The organism is Pelotomaculum propionicicum, from assembly GCF_004369225.1.
Taxonomy (GTDB): Bacteria; Bacillota; Desulfotomaculia; order Desulfotomaculales; family Pelotomaculaceae; genus Pelotomaculum_B; species Pelotomaculum_B propionicicum.
Genome location: NZ_QFFZ01000005.1, coordinates 1 through 15,265 on the forward strand (window position 1 = coordinate 1; position 15,265 = coordinate 15,265).

Genomic DNA, 15,265 nt, shown 5'->3' on the forward strand with positions numbered 1-15,265 from the left:
GAAGTCTTTTCATATTTGCCGATAATTCTGGGCTCGAATTCACCATTTCGATCCCGGGGGATTTCAATTTCTGATTTGCCAAACTTGGTTTGGATAGTTTTTTTGTTGTAGCCGTTACGGCTATTACCGGTATTATTGCCTTCAATACTGTGTTTTTTATACCCGAGGTGCTCTTCCATTTCAGCTTCAAATATTTGCTGCAAAGTGTCTTTGAATAGGTTTTTGAGCATCTCATGTACGTCTTCTACACTGTGGCATTCCTTTGCTAATTCTTTGATGGTCTTGTCTTTTAAATCTTGCATAAATGGTCATCTCCTTTATTGGTAGTATTAACCATTTACACGTAACTTATTAATTCTGTATAGCGCGTCTGCCGCTGACGCTTTATAAGGCAGAAAAAGCAAAAGAGAGCTTATTAATATAAAGGAAATTACTTTAATCATAAAATTCACCTGTTTAATTGAAATGCTATCCTGTAGCATTGGCTTTATTTTACATTAGTTGAAGCCATTTAACAATATTGGTTTTAAAAGCCTAATGGAGGGGGGGTAAACCCACGGGAGCGAGTGGCACTGGACTGCATCCCGGCCGGCCACGCCAATGTTATCAGCAAGAGTTACACATTGCTTTATAGAAGGAATTAACAGTATAAAATTTATCTTTTCTTTTTTCAAACTAGGAATATAATATAAACAGTTAATTTATATTATCGCTGAATTCCCGTCAGGGAAGCGGGGGACCCAATATTTTGGGGTGAATCAACTTCAGAATTCAGAAGTCAGAATTCAGAAGTCAGAATTTAAGAAGGAATTCGCCAAGGCGAATTCTAATAAAAATCTGACATCCGACATCTGACGACCGACTTCCGAATTGTAGGGCTAAATCTTTCGGCCCGAATCCGTCAGCTAACCTCGTAAGCGTTGAAAGGAAGGGTGTTTCATTATGTAGATATTGAAGCTCAGGTTTGCTTTGCATTTCCTGAGCTTTTTTATTTTGTTATTAAACGGGACAACTGAATTTACTTGTTTAATTGACTTGTTAATGGGGGTTTCGAGATGGCTAATTTTAAAAGGATATTGATCGGTAAGCCATTACACAATGAGGAAATGATCAGGGAAAAACTTCCTAAATGGAAAGCCATGTCTATTTTTTCTTCTGACCCGCTATCCTCCATAGGATATGGCCCCGAACAAATTGTATTGATTCTGACTGTTCCCTGGGCAATTACCTATGGTTTTGCCTGGTATGTGGCGGTCGCCATTGTAGCACTTATGGGAATCGTAACTCTCTCTTATGCTCAGGTTGCCAAAGTGAATCCGGGCGGCGGCGGTTCATATTCCGTGGCTAAAAAGAATTTCGGAGAATTGGCGGCACTTACGGCGGCGGCATCCTTGTTTATAGACTATACTCTCACTGTGGCGGTCAGCATATCCTCCGGCACAGACGCTATTGTATCAGCATTTCCTACTATGACTGACCACAGGATGAGTTTAAACCTGTTTGTATTGTTCGGAGTGCTGATGCTTATTAATCTAAGAGGTGTCAGGGAGTCCTCCAATACTTTCGTTTTTCCAACGTATGCCTTCGTTTTCGGTATCCTGGCCTTGGTTGCCTCGGGTGTTTTTCATATAATCAGCGGCGACACACTGGTTATTCCCCAGGCATCCCTGGAGAAGCAGCCATTAAATTGGACGGTACTCTATTTAGTCCTGCGGGCTTTTGCCAGCGGCTGCAGCTCAATGACAGGTATTGAAGCAATCTCAAACGGTGTTCCCATGTTTAAGCCGCCGGAAGTAAAAAATGCGCAATTAACAACCTATTGGATGTCCTCATTACTGGTTGTTATGTTCGCGGGAATTACACTCTTAATCATGCATAACCACCTGCTGCCTGTCGAGAATGTAACCATGCTGTCTCAGCTTGCCGAGGCGACATTTGGCAGAAGCTTTATGTATTATTATATCCAGTTCGCGACTATGCTTGTGCTGTACTTGGCTGCCAATACCGCCTATAACGGGCTTCCCCCGCTTCTTTCCCTGCTGGCGCGAGACAAGTATATGCCCCGCTACCTGGCAGCCAGAGGAGACAGGTTAACCTTTAACAACGGGATTATCCTGCTGAGTGTCATCGCCGCCGTTTTTATCGTTCTTTACCACGGCAATACGGAACATCTCATTTCCTTATACGCCCTGGGAGTTTTCCTGTCTTTCACTATTTCCCAGGCCGGCATGGTGGTGCACTGGCACAGGGAAAAGGATTCAGGCTGGGTCTTGCGGGCATTTTTAAACAGTCTCGGTGCAATTGTGACGGGTATTGTCGTGCTCATCATTATGGTGGCAAAATTCCTGTACGGGGCGTGGTTAATCCTAATAGCCATACCGCTGCTGATTTACATCTTCAGGCTTATTAACAGCCATTACGAGGATATGCGCTTGCAGCTTGCACTGCCGCCGGATGATTTAATCACTCCCTCCGGGGGCCGCAACATTGTCATAGTCCCGGTGGCAGGGGTCACACGGGTTGTGGCCAGTACGTTAAAATACGCCAAAGAGCTTTCTGAGCAAATCGTTGCCGTATTCGTCGCAACAGACAAAGAAACTGCCAAAAAAGTTGAAGAGAAATGGAAGAACTGGAATCCGGGGGTGCGGCTTATTGTCCTATATTCTCCACACCGGTCCATCCTTGGCCCGCTGTTTAAGTTCATTGAAAAGGTCGAGAGTAAAAAAGGTCCTAACGATTACATTACCATACTCGTCCCGGAATTTGAGACAAAGAAATGGTGGCACCGCCTGCTGCATAACCAAACAGGTTTATTATTAAGAAATTTGTTGGTATTCAGAAGAAATATTGTGGTAACGGTAGTTCCTTATCAACTTGAAAAATAATGTCGTTACTATCTGGTAAAGGGTCAAAAGTATGTCCGGCTGGGGCTGCCCCAGCCGGACGACATTTATTCCGTAGGGGGCTCTGTACGGAGGTGAGCATAGATTTTCTCTATCCTTGAAAAAACCGCCTCCCACGAGTATTTTCTGAACATCTCTTCCCAGCCCGCCATCGGCACACCGGTATACAGTTTCGCCCTGGCCAGCTGCCTGAGGATACCATCCGTCAGCCTTTTTTCGTAGGCCGGCAGATCTTCCTCAAAGGGAATGTCTGTAGAGCGAAGCCGGGGTAAAGACACGTACTCAACGATTCCTGCCTCTTCCAGCCTGGGACCCACCCATTCGCGCATCCCGGGCAGTTCGCTGGCTACCACCCACAGCCCCGAGGCCAGGGCTTCTATAGTGACCAGTGAGAGACCCTCATAAAAAGAAGGGATAATAAAAATTTGACACTCCCTCATCAGCTGTCCCAGCCAGGCCTGGGGAAGGGAACCGGTGAAGATTGTTTCAAAAGGGCAGGCACTGGCCAGGGATAAGATTTCCTCATATTCAGAGCCGCTGCCTGAGCCGGCCAGAATGAGTTGGAAATCTGCCATGGACACAGGCAGTCGGGAAACAGCCCTGAGCAGGGAAGGGACACCTTTGGCCGCGCTGAGCTTCCCCGCGTAGAGCGCTTTAATCCTGCCTCTTGCCCTTTTTACCGGCGGGTAAAAAATTTCGCTGTTAAAGCCGGAGCCGGTAATGTCAATCCGTTCGCCTTCAATTCCATATGCAGCCTCGATCTTTTGCTTCTGAAAAGAAGAGAGTGCGGCAACCCTGTCGACCTGCCTGCATCCCCGGATCACCTCGGTGCTGAATTGAGCGGCGTTGACTAACTGCCTTAATTCGGTGCCATGACATACTGCGATTACCGGGTGATGCGGGAAAAGCTTTCTGACCAGGACAGCCAGGAGCCACAGGTGGTGTACAATAATCAGGTCCGGCTGAAAGGACGCTGACTCCTTTAAGACACGGGTGAACGCCTGCTCCCAGAGGTGGACCATCTCACTGTTCATCTGGCGGTAGCGGGTGCTCGGGTAGGGCATCTCGTCGCTCATTCCCGGCACAGGAAAAGGAAGTTCCTCTGTTTCAAACAGCACCGGCAGAAAAAGAAGGTCCTTAGGCATATCTTTGCGGTAAACCCCGTCCCTGGCGGAAATGCCAGCCACCAGGCACTGCTCGTGACCTCGTTGAGCCGCTACCCGCATCAGGTTCAAAAGATAAATCCCGCTCCCCGTTTGTCCCGGCTTTTGGGCGAGTACATGCAGTATCCTCATGGTTTCTCCTCTAGAAGATGCCTTTCTATTAATAAATTATACCATTTATCATTTTTTATTGGCAAAATACGATCTTTTTATTTTATAGACTAAATTCAATTGACAAGGTATAATTTGTCCAGGTAAAAAGGAGGAGTTTAAATATGGAAGGTGCTAAATTTTGCCCTGTGGCTAAAGCTGATTGCAGAAAGGAACAGTGTGCCTGGTGGGATAAATATTTGAGTGAATGTGCTGTTTTATCAATAATGTTTGCTTTATGGGCGGACGTAGACGAAGACGAGGATGAGGAAGACGAAGCGGAAGAAAGCGGAGAAGAGGGTACTAAGGAATTCAGAGTCAAAATAAAAAGAATGGAATAAAAGATTCCCTGCTTCCATTTTACATAAGATGGTTATGCCGGCGGTTATAAACAATACAACATCATTTCTGCCGGAAATCATCAGCCAGTCCATCTGCCGCTGCCAGGACCAGATCGAGATATGACACCAGTTGATCTTGACTCAGGCCTAAAGGTATCTTGGCCTGCAGCTCTAATGATGAAAGCAGCTCTTCACTGCCGCCGACCAGGTTGAGGGCATTGTTTTTCAGGTATGATCAAAGCTAATATAAGTAGTATCCTCAGCGAGCGCACGGCCAGGCATCTCCAGTCTTCGTTTTTCAAAAAAGATTACTTCCAGACACATTGGGTGAGTGCCTCTACAATCTGCCGGGGGGCAAATTTACTGACTTCCTGCAGAGCATATTCCACAGGCAGTGCCTCGCCGCAGGGATACTCTTTGTTGTGGGTAATGGCGTCGTAAGTATCGCAGGCAGCCACAATCAGCAGTTCCAGCCCCGGTTCAAGCAGCCCGTCAGGGTAACCGCCGCCGCCGGGCCTCTCATGGTGGCCCCGTACAACCGCTTTTACCTCCGCCGGCACCGCCGGAAATATTTCATTCAAGATGTTTTCACTGGCTATGGGGTGTGCTGTGACCAGCGACCATTCAAAAGGCAGCAAAGGGTGTTTGTGAAACAGTTCCGGCGGCCAGGTCGTTTTGCCGAGGTCATGGATATATGCGGCAAAGGCCAGTTGTTTATAATTAGGCAGGTTTAAGATGACAGATATTCCTTTTGCCAGAGACGCCACTCTGCGGCAGTGCTGCTCAACAGCCGGGTATTTGGCCAAAATACTCCCGAAGACTTCATAATAATTCATCTCTACCACCCCCATATTTGATTACATATCTCACATTTTCCATTATATTACTTCGGGGTTTAAAAAATCAATATAAAGAAATTGCATGCATAATATCAGCCTTTTTCTTTTATATATAATAACATCGAGAAAAATAATAAGGGTGATTGATTGTGGGCTGTACTATAGAAAAGGCAAAACAGGCAGCGATACGGAGGAAAGAGCGGGAAAGAGTGCTTAAGATTTTAATCGATCAGGGTTACTGCACCAAAAAACTTGGCCAGCCATGCTGTGATAATTGTTTTGACTGCTGGGAAAAATTTGTGAGCAAAACAAGTTGAATTAACGCAAACGGGAGATAATGATCATAACAACGATCTAGATCAAGGCAGAAGGAGATGATCTGCCTAATTAACTCCTACTGATCAAAAATGATCGAGATCGATCCTTTTTGAAGTTTGTAAAACCCCATACTATGTAATATATTAAGCTGGGGTGTGCGGTTTGTGAGTAAATTATTTGTAAAGCCGGTAGTTAAATGGGCCGGCGGCAAAACAAAACTGCTTAATCAGCTGTCCAGGTATTTGCCTGCTGCTTTTAATAACTACCACGAGCCCTTTTTAGGCGGGGGCGCGTTATTTTTTTATTTATTTCCTGAAATAAAAAAAAGAAATGCCCGCGCTTATCTGTCGGATTCTGTTGAAGAGTTAATAAACCTTTACAAAGTAATCAAAAATCAGGTGGAAGAACTTATCACCATCTCTAAAAAGCATATATATGATCAAAAATATTACTATGAAATAAGATCCTTAAACCCTGCCCAGCTTAGTGACCTGCAAAGGGCGTCGCGTATGCTGTACCTGAACAAAACCTGTTTTAACGGGCTCTACCGGGTTAACAGCAAAGGCCAGTTTAATGTTTCCTTCGGTGATTATACGGACCCTGTTATAGTTAACAGCGAGGCCCTGCGCAATGCCAGTATCGCTTTTCAATCAACACAACTGGCTGCCGGCGATTTTGAGCAGGTTTTAGATAATGCCGGGGCTGGTGATTTTGTCTATTTAGACCCGCCTTACGTGCCTCTCTCCGCAACTTCAAATTTTACCGGTTACACCGCCGGTTCCTTCAGCATGGCGGACCACAGGCGTTTAAGAGAGGTTTTTGAAACCCTCAGCGCCATGGGATGTTACGTTATGCTCAGCAACTCAAATACCGATTTTACTCGGGAACTGTTCCAGGGGTGCAATATCAAGACCATAAACGCCTTGCGCGCCATAAATTCAGATGTCAGGAAGCGGGGCTCGATTAAAGAGCTTGTTATACTTTCATACCCTGACAGGGATATGTTTGGAGCCGGCCAGACATGCCAGGAATTGTCCATTTAAGAGAAGTGTCCGCCTAAGGCTTCTCTTTAATTTTTAGTAACCCTATATAATACGTAGGGGGTCGCAATACAGCAATATGAACAATTTGACTGAAAAACCGGAAGCCGTACAAAACAAGAGCAATGGGATCTTTTACAGGGATGTAAGGTTATCTTTAGCCAATACCCTGCCCTTTGTTATCGGCATTACGGTTTTTGTTGCGTTATACGAGGTTTGCAGGGACAGTTTTTACGCCTATCTTTCCAAGCCGGGTGTCCATATTTTCAGTATCATTTTAATGGCACTGATAAGCTGTGCTTTTATCTTGTGGTTTTACTATTTCACCAAAAAGCGGAGCAATGAGGTCAAAGCTGCCAACGACGAGCTTTTACGCGAAATCATTATGCGCAACCAGACAGAAGAACGGCTGAAATATCTGAGCTTTCACGATCACCTCACCTGTCTCTATAACCGGGCTTTTTTTGAAGAGCAAATGCAGCGTTTTGCAGGCGCTCGCTTCAGTCCGGTCAGTATCATTGTTTGTGATGTTGACGGCCTGAAGTTTGTTAATGACACGCTAGGGCATGAGCTGGGGGACGCCCTGCTGGTGGCGGCGGCAAATATCATCAAATCTTCCTTCGACGAAAGCGATGTGGTGGCCAGGACCGGTGGTGACGAGTTCGCCATACTACTCCCGAATTGTGATGAAAAGGCCGCTAAAAAAGCCTGTGACAGGATCACAGCCGAGCTAAAAAGCTATAACAGAGAGAATAACGAACTTCCTTTGAGTATATCCATCGGCAGCGCGACAAGTTGTAACCAATCAAGTATGAACGACCTTTTCAAAGAAGCGGACAACAACATGTACAGGGAAAAACTGCACCGCTCCCAGAGCGCGCGCAGCTCTATTGTACATACTCTTAAAAAGGCGCTGGGGGCGAGGGACTACATCACCGAAGGACATGCCGACCGCATGCAGGACCTGGTCACAGATTTGGCCAAATCTCTCTCCCTGCCTGAAAGGAAACTGGCGGACCTGCGCCTGTTGGCCCAGTTCCATGACATCGGCAAAGTGGGGATCCCGGACAGCATTCTGTTTAAGCCAGGCCCTCTCTCACAAGAAGAATATACCGAGATGAAACGGCACTGCGAAATTGGTTATATTATCGCCATGTCACCGCCGGATCTGGGCCCGATTGCAGATTTTATCCTCAAACACCATGAGTGGTGGAACGGCAAGGGCTACCCGCTGGGACTGAAAGGAGAGGAAATCCCGTTGGAATGCCGCATACTGGCTGTCGCTGACGCTTATGACGCCATGACCAGCGACCGGCCTTACCGCAGCGCACTGCCGCGCCACCGGGCCCTGGCGGAGCTTAAAAGGTGCTCCGGTGTTCAGTTCGATCCTTTTATAGTTGAAAAATTCGTTAACCTGTTAGCAGCGAGTTAAGGAGACCGGGGTGACAGATGGACGGGGCACTTTTGGTCACGGCACTATTCATATCAGCAGCCGGCCTTTTCACTTTATTTATTATTTTTTTTAAAACAGGTGGTAAGGGTGGTAAAAAACAGTTTGGTGTTTCAAGCAAGGACAAGGATGTTGCCAAAGTAAGAGATATGATCGAAAAAATAGAAAAGGAAAACCCAGATTTGGTAGCCAAAATAAGGAGCCAGCTGGCTGCGGAAAAAAAGGTTGAGGTTATCAGCAAAGCAGAGGATGAAGATATTGGCGGTGCAGTTAAACACTGGTTGTCAGAAAATGAAAAAGAATAAAAATCAATAACCCGGCCTGGCCGGGTTATTTCCGCTTTTATAAGCGGCCTTATATTGTCGGGTAAAGATATACCCTGATCTATCATATGCGGGATTAGTTGATTTTTGCTCCTTTTCGCCAAGGTTTTATAAATGCATTTTTTCATACCTAAAAATTATCCGCTCCTGTTACCTTTGCCGTGTTTTATACATAGCTTATAAGGAGATGAAATACGCATATTTCCAGTGGGAAGGGGTGGAAAAAATGATACGCCTGTTATATCCTCTGATATTTACGATGGCTTTCATTCCGGATTCGGAAAAGCACCTGGAGAATTTGCATTCCATTGCCCAGGTGACTCAGTCTACTATTAAGAACATAAAGGACGGACTTGACGGTTTTCACAGCAACATAATCCAGCTGCGCCAAATTTTTGAACAGCAGAATGTTCAAAAATAGAACTTCCTTTTAAACATAAATATGCCGGGGCCGCATATTTGCGGCCCTCAGATTAATGGAAAGGGTGTATTACAAAAAATAGTTTGGTTCCAACCAGCCCGGGTTTAAATCCCGGGTTCTGTTATGTATGTGCAATTATCTAGAATTCAGGCTTGAAGTAGATGGCGTACAGGGAGATGGCAAGAACCAGGGCAGCCAGAATAAAAACTCCAACACCGCCGCGTTTGTATCCCTTTTGCAGCGCCCACCGGCCATAAGTACAGGTGTAATAACAAACGGTCAGGGGGAAAAGCAGTAGCAACCATTTCATTGACCCTCATCCCCCATTAACATAAACGGTGATGTTTTTAAAAGCAAGCCGGTCCTTCTGATCCTGGTGTGAACCGTGACGTTCACCTGGGCGTCGGGATAGCGGTCCATCCACTTGAATTCTTCCCAGGACGGTATGGTCCAAAAGTTACGCTTGACTTGATAGCCGAAGCCGAAGATATCCGACTTGAATTCTTCCTGGGTGCGTTTGACCAGGTTATTGCACCCCTGCTCGATATATCTTGAAAAAGTCTCTTCCAGGACCGGTTTCAAGTCAGGCCTTTCAAAACTGACAGAGCTTGTGGAAGCGATGATCTCCGGCTCTAGAAAAATTTCCGCGTCAATGCTGACATTTCCCTCCTCGTCAATATGCGTCGTGTATTTCGGGCCGCGCCCCTGGTGGATTTGAAAGCCAATATATGTGGTGCTTTGTTCAGGTCCTTCGGCAAAAGGGTCAAGTATGCTGGTAAACCCGCGCTCGAAAAGGCCTCTCAGCATCAGGTAATACCTTGTTTCCTGGCCGTTCAAGTAGCCGGCCATCTTGTCCCCGCGGAACACCGCCGTGCCAATAGCCTGGACCTTGTTGCCCCCAGAGACCGGCACTTCTCCCGCGATGTATTTGCCCACGGCTATATCTCCTCCCTTGCTTACCCCCGGTTTGGCTGATTCCAGCCCGCCTTCGTGCACGGCTACGAGAGGCGCCGCAGCCTCTATGACTTTGGATTTTATATCATTATAAAAATTCTCGAACCGGACGCTCGGATACAGCCCGTTGCTCCTGGACAGGCTGGCGATAAGTTCAAACTGCTTGGTGGGGTTAAGCTCCAGCGCAGGGTTGTTCTTTTCAATAAAGTCCCTGGCCTTGCCGCGGCAGACAAATACTTGGGCGGTGCCCCTCACCTCGCGGTAGCGGGCGAAGGTAAGAAACCATTTGCCGACACCCTCCCTGGCCAATTCTTCTGAAAACACGAAAGCCCTGGTATGCGACAGGGATATCTGCCTGTCAACCACTGTGTTGAATAAATTAAGCATGGCAGCCGGAGCGTACGTCTCAAGGCTCAAAGTCATGGTGCTCGCACCGTCTCCGCCGCCTCCGCCGCCTCCGCCGCCCCCGCCGGAAATACCCGCGATGGTCCTGGGGTTGGCAATATTCACGGTTACAACAAGGTTGTCCTTTTCCCCCTTGTCGAAACCAGCCACCAGCACGTAGGCGACCTCGTCGGTCTCCCTGCTGCCCCAGCAGCCCGGCAGGGTGAGGAGCAGAAATGCCAGAGCCAGGAGTGCGCATAGTTTAACCGCCCGCACGCTTACCCCTCCCTTTATACCACCAGGCGGCAAGTATCAGCGGTGGTATCAGATAATTGGGTAGCAGGGCCAACGGTCTTAAGAACTCCATATCCAGTTTAATTGCAAGCGGCAAGTCCGGCGGCAGGAGGCTGGTGACAAAAACAGCCAGGCCCAGCGGCCAGATTAAAGGGCGGTAATCCGGCAGTTTCAGCGTCCTGGCCAGGGCTACGGACGCTCCATACAGGGTCATGGCTATTTTCAGCCCACCGACAATGCTCCAGATGATTACGAATAACGCCTCAACCCGCTGAAAAAAACGGCCGAGATAAATGTCCCTGGAGAGATTGTAGAAAGGCAGCGTGGCTTCCGATGAGGCGTTTCTGCCCAGGGTCATTACCGTGGTCGCCATGAGCGCCATTAAAAAAATAAAGCCGATCAGCATGGAGCGGGAGCCGATCCTGCCAAAATTTTCGGCACCCCCGAATGTCTGGACGATCACAGCGGCGAAGATAATCTCGGTAACCGCAGCGGTGCTGTACGTCCCCAGGCCGAAGACATTCAGCGGGCCCATACCCAAAAGAGGGAAAAGTTCGTTAATGTTCCACTGCGGGATTAAGGCGAGAAGCAGGACGGCTATGCCGCCCAGGATATAGAGGTAAGTGAGGCGGGCTGTCCGGGCCAACGCTTCTATGCCGAGGTACGCCCCCAGCAGGCCGACAATGAGATAAGAAGAAGATATGACACTTAAAGGTGTGCTGGGCAGGGCGGCGATAATCAGCGCTTCGCTGAATTCCCTTATAAAAAGAGAGCATACAAACATAAAAAACACAACCGTCACGAGGTTTAAAGCAATTCCTATGACAGGGCCGCAGGCCTGTTCAGTTATTTCGATTATTGTACTCCCGGGTCTTTTTTTTAGAACCAGCGATAAAACGTACACACCGGTAAAGGCAACCGCCAGCCCCCCCAGCGGGGCCAACCAGGCCGCTGAGCCGCATAGTTCGACCAGAGACCTGGGATAAGGCTGAAAGATCCTGGCCATGTTGGAAATGGCCAGCAGGATTATCGCTTCCGCCGGACCTACCGTTCCCTCTTTAACCATTCTTTTCACCGCCCTTCCGCCTGAGCCAACCCCTGGAAACCCTGGGCTGGCGGGTGATATCCTGCGGGTTGACATAGTCTGGCCGCTTCTCATGAAAGAACGCCGGCAGTCTGGTCACTATATCCGGACCTCCCATAGTCTTGGGCCCGGTTGGGGCCAGGTAGGGAACGCCGAAGGATTTAAGGTTGGCCGTCAGAGCCACCTGGGCGAAGATGCCCATGGAGATCCCGAAAAAGCCCAGTGTCGCTCCCAGGGCTATGTAGATAAAGCGGTAAATCCGCAGGGTGAAGGATAGCGAGTAGTAGGGTATGGCAAAAGAGGAAAGCCCTGTTACGGCGACTATAATTACCAGGATGGGGCTGACGATGTTTGCCTGCACTGCCGCCTGGCCGAGGATCAAGGCGCCTACGATGCCTATGGTAGATCCCATTACGCCGGGTATCCTCAGGCCGGCCTCGCGGATTAGTTCAAAGGAGAATTCCATCAGGAGAACCTCAACTACCGAGGGGAACGGTACCTTTTCCCGGTTTCCGGCAATGGCCAGGAGTAGTTCCGTCGGGATCATTTCCTGGTGAAACAAAACCACAGCCAGGTAGAAACCTGGCAGTAACAATGACAGCAAAAAGGCCAGGGCGCGCATCCAGCGGATAAATGAGCCGAACTGCCAGCGGTGGTACATTTCCTCCCCGGTGTGCAGCATCTCGTACATCGTAGTCGGCATAACCAGGGCAAACGGGCTGCCGTCGATCAGTACCGCCACTCTGCCCTCAATAATGTTCGCCGCGACGCGGTCCGGGCGCTCCGTGGCCAGGACCGTCGGATTTAAACTATAGGGGTTGTCCTCGATAAATTCCTCTAAAACCCCGCTGTCGGCGATATAATCGGTTTTAATATTTTCTATGCGCTTTTTAACCTCCGCCACCAGGTCTGGATTGGCCAGGTCCCGCAGATACATGATGGCTACGGTTTTTTTACCGCGAGTTCCCACCACCATGAATTCGGTTGTCAGTTTTTCACTTTTGATAGACTTTCTCAGGAGTGCGGTGTTGGCTCTGATCGTTTCAGAAAAGCCTTCCTGCGGCCCGCGGACAATCTGTTCGGTGGTAGGTCTCTCGATGCCGCGGTGTTCCCAGCCTTTTGTCTCAACCAGCACAACTTCCGCGCAGCCTTCCAGAAACAAAGCGGTATCCCCGTAGTTGACCGCGTCCAGGATATCTTGAAAACCGGATACGATTTTTACCTGATTGCCCGGCAGCAGGGCATCTTTAACCACTCCTGCCAGTTTTCCTTTGTCAGCGGGCGCAGGTTCATCGGCGAAAGCCATTAAGGACTGGAAAAGAAGGTCTTGAAGAGTTTTGTCAGTTATGCCGTCTATGAAAACACAGAAGCAATCAACTGGCACTTTAGTGCCGATGACCAAATCCCTGACAATAATGTCTTTGTTGTCCGGCAGGCCGTATAGTTTTTCAATGATCTTTTTGTTTTCCCGCAGAGATGCGCTTACTGAACTGTTATCCGGCAGATGTTCATCCCGGTTTATCTCGGCAGGCCGTACCGGCTTCTTGAAAGAGCGCTTGCCGCTTTGAGGCGATGTGGTTTTTTTATCTTCAGCTGGTTTGTCTTTTTGATCGTCTTTTGTTTCTTTGAGGACAAAGCCCTCACGGTTCAAGTTTTCCCTGTAGGAGATCACTTCAAGGAGAGTTTTCAGGATATTCATGCCACACCTGCCAATTATCCGTCATCAAAGCATATTGTATCCTGCCGTGGTGGATATATACTCCAGGTAGTTTTATTTTAGTGTTTGTTTGTTCTAAATAAAGGAGATACTATGATATTCCGTCGAAGAAGAAAGGACTGATATTTTACTGGTAAAGAGATAAAATATCTGATGTCAGGAGGGTAACAAATGAAGCAAATCTGGGCGCCTTGGCGCATGGTTTACATCGGCGGGGACCATGGCGACAAGTGTGTTTTTTGTGAAAAGGCGGCGGCGGACCCGGGTGAGGATGAAGCAAACCTGCTCCTTTTGCGCGGGGAAAAGACTTTTGTGCTCATGAATCTTTATCCATATATTAACGGGCACCTTTTAATTGTTCCCAAAAGACATGTCGGCGAAATTGAGGACCTTACCGATGATGAGATGATGGAACTCTTTAAAATGACTCAAAAAATGGTCAAAGTGCTCCGTGCTTTCAACCCGCAGGGCTTTAATGTGGGAGTAAATATCGGCAGGGTGGCCGGGGCGGGCATGCCAGGGCACTTTCACATCCATGTGGTGCCCCGTTGGAGCGGTGACACCAATTTTATGCCGGTATTCGGCGACGTTAGGGTGATCTCGGAATCCTTGGAAGGGACTTATAAGAAGCTGAAACAGTCCCTTGCCGACCTTGAGGGACAAAAATAACAGGTTTTCTGACTGTCCTGAAAACTATATATAGGTGCGGCCAGAGACAACTGGGGGATTAACGCCGGAAGTGCAGCGACTCTTTCAGGCGGCTTCTGAAATACTGAAGGAAACTGCTGTAGGACAGGTTACCCCCGGCTACCTCCATAAAATCTTCAATAAGATCCTGGTGGCGGTGCAATACCCGGTGGATGAGTCCGGAGATAGGGGGTATCCAGCGCGTGAGGCGGAAGGATCCGGCCAGGTCCGGGCCTATTTTTTCCTGTACCAGGGCGGTGTATCCCCGCAGGTCAGGATCAGGCCGGCTGATTTGCCCGGAGATTATTTCAGCTGCCAGTCTGGCGCTGTAGACAGCGGGGTAAATACCTTCTCCGGTAAAAGCGTCCGCCAGGCCGGCGGCATCTCCCAGCAACAGCGTGCGGCTGCCGTGTAAATCATCCGGCTGCGGATTCACAGGTATGAGCCAGCCGCGCGTTTTAACACGGGCTTCCAGGCTGTTCAGACCTTCCGACTGGATATAATACTCCAGTTGGAGGCGTAGTTTTTTAGGCCTTGGCGCGTTGGTCCAAACACCCGCCGAAAGGTGGTCGGCTTTGGGGAACACCCAGGCGTAGCCGTAAGGAACAAGCCCGTATTCTATTTTTATAGCGCTGCGGTATTGTTCCAGTTTCTCTGGAGCGGCGGGGATTTCAGTTTCCAAACTGGCTGACAGCTTTCTGCGCCTGCCGAGGCCCAGGCTGCGGGCCACTAAGCTGTTCGCGCCGTCAGCCCCAACCAGGATGTCCCCCTGCCACTGGGAACCATCTGCATAAACAGAAACCTTACTGCCGGTAACTTCCACCCGCTGCACCCGGATTCCTTCGAGGAATTTTGCTCCAGCTTCTTTTGCCCTTACCGCGAGGAGTGCGTCAAAGCGTTCCCTGGCAACCATATAGGCCAGTGGTTTAGGGGCGGTGAACTCAATCGGCCTGGTTAAACGGTAGGAAAAAATGACCTTTTGGATGGTGTCTTCAATTACCGGACTCAGGTCAAAATCCAGAAGGTTGACAACTTTGGGGGTTATTCCTCCCCCGCAGGGTTTATACCGTGGAAACCGTTCTTTTTCCAAAACCAGCACATCTATGCCTGAACTGGCCAGCAAGTAAGCCAGGTAGGAGCCGGAAGGGCCCGCGCCGATTATAATTACCTGGTTCATACAATAACTCCCCCCGCAAA

General features: G+C 48.6%; 16 protein-coding genes and 1 riboswitch. Of the genes, 8 read left to right on the forward strand and 8 right to left on the reverse strand.

Features of this window, described 5'->3' with window-relative positions; all coding sequences use genetic code 11:
- Positions 1-302 (reverse strand): transposase (locus Pmgp_RS03355; RefSeq protein ID WP_192902760.1); only part of this gene is annotated, 302 nt, incomplete at its 3' end.
- Between the two features lie 398 nt (positions 303-700).
- Positions 701-935: riboswitch (cyclic di-AMP (ydaO/yuaA leader) on the forward strand.
- 120 nt (positions 936-1,055) lie between these two features.
- On the opposite strand from Pmgp_RS03355, the gene Pmgp_RS03360 reads away from it, so the two are divergent.
- Positions 1,056-2,885, forward strand: a complete 1,830-nt coding sequence (locus Pmgp_RS03360) for an APC family permease (RefSeq protein ID WP_134212563.1) — start codon at positions 1,056-1,058, stop codon at positions 2,883-2,885.
- A gap of 65 nt (positions 2,886-2,950) precedes the next feature.
- On the opposite strand, the gene Pmgp_RS03365 is transcribed toward Pmgp_RS03360, so the two are convergent.
- On the reverse strand, positions 2,951-4,198 hold the full coding sequence (locus Pmgp_RS03365; protein WP_134212564.1) for a glycosyltransferase family 4 protein: 1,248 nt from the start codon (positions 4,196-4,198) through the stop codon (positions 2,951-2,953).
- 143 nt (positions 4,199-4,341) lie between these two features.
- On the opposite strand from Pmgp_RS03365, the gene Pmgp_RS03370 reads away from it, so the two are divergent.
- Positions 4,342-4,557 (forward strand): hypothetical protein, encoded by a 216-nt coding sequence (locus tag Pmgp_RS03370; protein ID WP_134212565.1) that lies wholly within the window; start codon positions 4,342-4,344, stop codon positions 4,555-4,557.
- 308 nt (positions 4,558-4,865) lie between these two features.
- Here the strand turns inward: Pmgp_RS03370 and Pmgp_RS03375 are convergent, their stop codons facing one another.
- Entirely contained in the window at positions 4,866-5,393 is a 528-nt protein-coding gene (locus Pmgp_RS03375) for an HD-GYP domain-containing protein (protein WP_134212566.1), read from the reverse strand.
- A 152-nt stretch (positions 5,394-5,545) separates the two neighbouring features.
- Here Pmgp_RS03375 and Pmgp_RS19630 point away from each other — a divergent pair, with 152 nt between their 5' ends.
- The 5 genes from Pmgp_RS19630 (at position 5,546) to Pmgp_RS03395 (ending at position 8,948) form a co-directional block, all read left to right on the forward strand.
- A complete protein-coding gene (locus Pmgp_RS19630) occupies positions 5,546-5,713 on the forward strand; it encodes a hypothetical protein (RefSeq protein ID WP_192902761.1) in 168 nt (55 codons plus the stop codon).
- A 165-nt stretch (positions 5,714-5,878) separates the two neighbouring features.
- A complete protein-coding gene (locus Pmgp_RS03380; protein WP_134212567.1) occupies positions 5,879-6,757 on the forward strand; it encodes a DNA adenine methylase in 879 nt (292 codons plus the stop codon).
- A gap of 76 nt (positions 6,758-6,833) precedes the next feature.
- Positions 6,834-8,186 carry a bifunctional diguanylate cyclase/phosphohydrolase gene (locus Pmgp_RS03385; RefSeq protein WP_134212568.1) on the forward strand — a complete coding sequence of 451 codons (1,353 nt, stop codon included), beginning with the start codon at positions 6,834-6,836 and terminating at the stop codon, positions 8,184-8,186.
- Between the two features lie 17 nt (positions 8,187-8,203).
- Entirely contained in the window at positions 8,204-8,509 is a 306-nt protein-coding gene (locus Pmgp_RS03390; protein WP_134212569.1) for a hypothetical protein, read from the forward strand.
- A gap of 244 nt (positions 8,510-8,753) precedes the next feature.
- Entirely contained in the window at positions 8,754-8,948 is a 195-nt protein-coding gene (locus Pmgp_RS03395) for a hypothetical protein (RefSeq protein WP_134212570.1), read from the forward strand.
- Positions 8,949-9,087: 139 nt separating this feature from the next.
- On the opposite strand, the gene Pmgp_RS19635 is transcribed toward Pmgp_RS03395, so the two are convergent.
- The 4 genes from Pmgp_RS19635 to Pmgp_RS03410 are packed head-to-tail and all read right to left on the reverse strand — an operon-like array spanning position 9,088 to position 13,363.
- Positions 9,088-9,258, reverse strand: a complete 171-nt coding sequence (locus tag Pmgp_RS19635) for a hypothetical protein (protein ID WP_192902762.1) — start codon at positions 9,256-9,258, stop codon at positions 9,088-9,090.
- On the reverse strand, positions 9,255-10,562 hold the full coding sequence (locus Pmgp_RS03400; RefSeq protein ID WP_192902763.1) for a Ger(x)C family spore germination protein: 1,308 nt from the start codon (positions 10,560-10,562) through the stop codon (positions 9,255-9,257). The genes Pmgp_RS19635 and Pmgp_RS03400 overlap by 4 nt, the downstream gene beginning before the upstream one ends.
- Complete coding sequence (locus tag Pmgp_RS03405; RefSeq protein WP_243119719.1) at positions 10,549-11,646, reverse strand: GerAB/ArcD/ProY family transporter; 1,098 nt, start codon at positions 11,644-11,646, stop codon at positions 10,549-10,551. The genes Pmgp_RS03400 and Pmgp_RS03405 overlap by 14 nt, the downstream gene beginning before the upstream one ends.
- Positions 11,639-13,363, reverse strand: a complete 1,725-nt coding sequence (locus Pmgp_RS03410) for a spore germination protein (RefSeq protein WP_134212573.1) — start codon at positions 13,361-13,363, stop codon at positions 11,639-11,641. The genes Pmgp_RS03405 and Pmgp_RS03410 overlap by 8 nt, the downstream gene beginning before the upstream one ends.
- A gap of 189 nt (positions 13,364-13,552) precedes the next feature.
- Here Pmgp_RS03410 and Pmgp_RS03415 point away from each other — a divergent pair, with 189 nt between their 5' ends.
- Positions 13,553-14,050 carry an HIT family protein gene (locus Pmgp_RS03415; protein WP_134212574.1) on the forward strand — a complete coding sequence of 166 codons (498 nt, stop codon included), beginning with the start codon at positions 13,553-13,555 and terminating at the stop codon, positions 14,048-14,050.
- 58 nt (positions 14,051-14,108) lie between these two features.
- On the opposite strand, the gene Pmgp_RS03420 is transcribed toward Pmgp_RS03415, so the two are convergent.
- Positions 14,109-15,245 (reverse strand): geranylgeranyl reductase family protein, encoded by a 1,137-nt coding sequence (locus tag Pmgp_RS03420; protein ID WP_192902765.1) that lies wholly within the window; start codon positions 15,243-15,245, stop codon positions 14,109-14,111.
- Between the last annotated feature and the right edge of the window lie 20 nt (positions 15,246-15,265).

Bases quoted from the DNA above. Each gene is read 5' to 3' on its own strand.
- Pmgp_RS03395 (WP_134212570.1), top strand. From the start codon at position 8,754: ATGATACGCCTGTTATATCCTCTGATATTTACGATGGCTTTCATTCCG.
- Pmgp_RS03415 (WP_134212574.1), top strand. From the start codon at position 13,553: ATGAAGCAAATCTGGGCGCCTTGGCGCATGGTTTACATCGGCGGGGAC.
- Pmgp_RS03360 (WP_134212563.1), top strand. From the start codon at position 1,056: ATGGCTAATTTTAAAAGGATATTGATCGGTAAGCCATTACACAATGAG.
- Pmgp_RS03390 (WP_134212569.1), top strand. From the start codon at position 8,204: ATGGACGGGGCACTTTTGGTCACGGCACTATTCATATCAGCAGCCGGC.
- Pmgp_RS19635 (WP_192902762.1), bottom strand. From the start codon at position 9,258: ATGAAATGGTTGCTACTGCTTTTCCCCCTGACCGTTTGTTATTACACC.
- Pmgp_RS03370 (WP_134212565.1), top strand. From the start codon at position 4,342: ATGGAAGGTGCTAAATTTTGCCCTGTGGCTAAAGCTGATTGCAGAAAG.
- Pmgp_RS03405 (WP_243119719.1), bottom strand. From the start codon at position 11,646: ATGGTTAAAGAGGGAACGGTAGGTCCGGCGGAAGCGATAATCCTGCTG.
- Pmgp_RS03375 (WP_134212566.1), bottom strand. From the start codon at position 5,393: ATGAATTATTATGAAGTCTTCGGGAGTATTTTGGCCAAATACCCGGCT.
- Pmgp_RS03385 (WP_134212568.1), top strand. From the start codon at position 6,834: ATGAACAATTTGACTGAAAAACCGGAAGCCGTACAAAACAAGAGCAAT.
- Pmgp_RS03420 (WP_192902765.1), bottom strand. From the start codon at position 15,245: ATGAACCAGGTAATTATAATCGGCGCGGGCCCTTCCGGCTCCTACCTG.
- Pmgp_RS03365 (WP_134212564.1), bottom strand. From the start codon at position 4,198: ATGAGGATACTGCATGTACTCGCCCAAAAGCCGGGACAAACGGGGAGC.
- Pmgp_RS03410 (WP_134212573.1), bottom strand. From the start codon at position 13,363: ATGAATATCCTGAAAACTCTCCTTGAAGTGATCTCCTACAGGGAAAAC.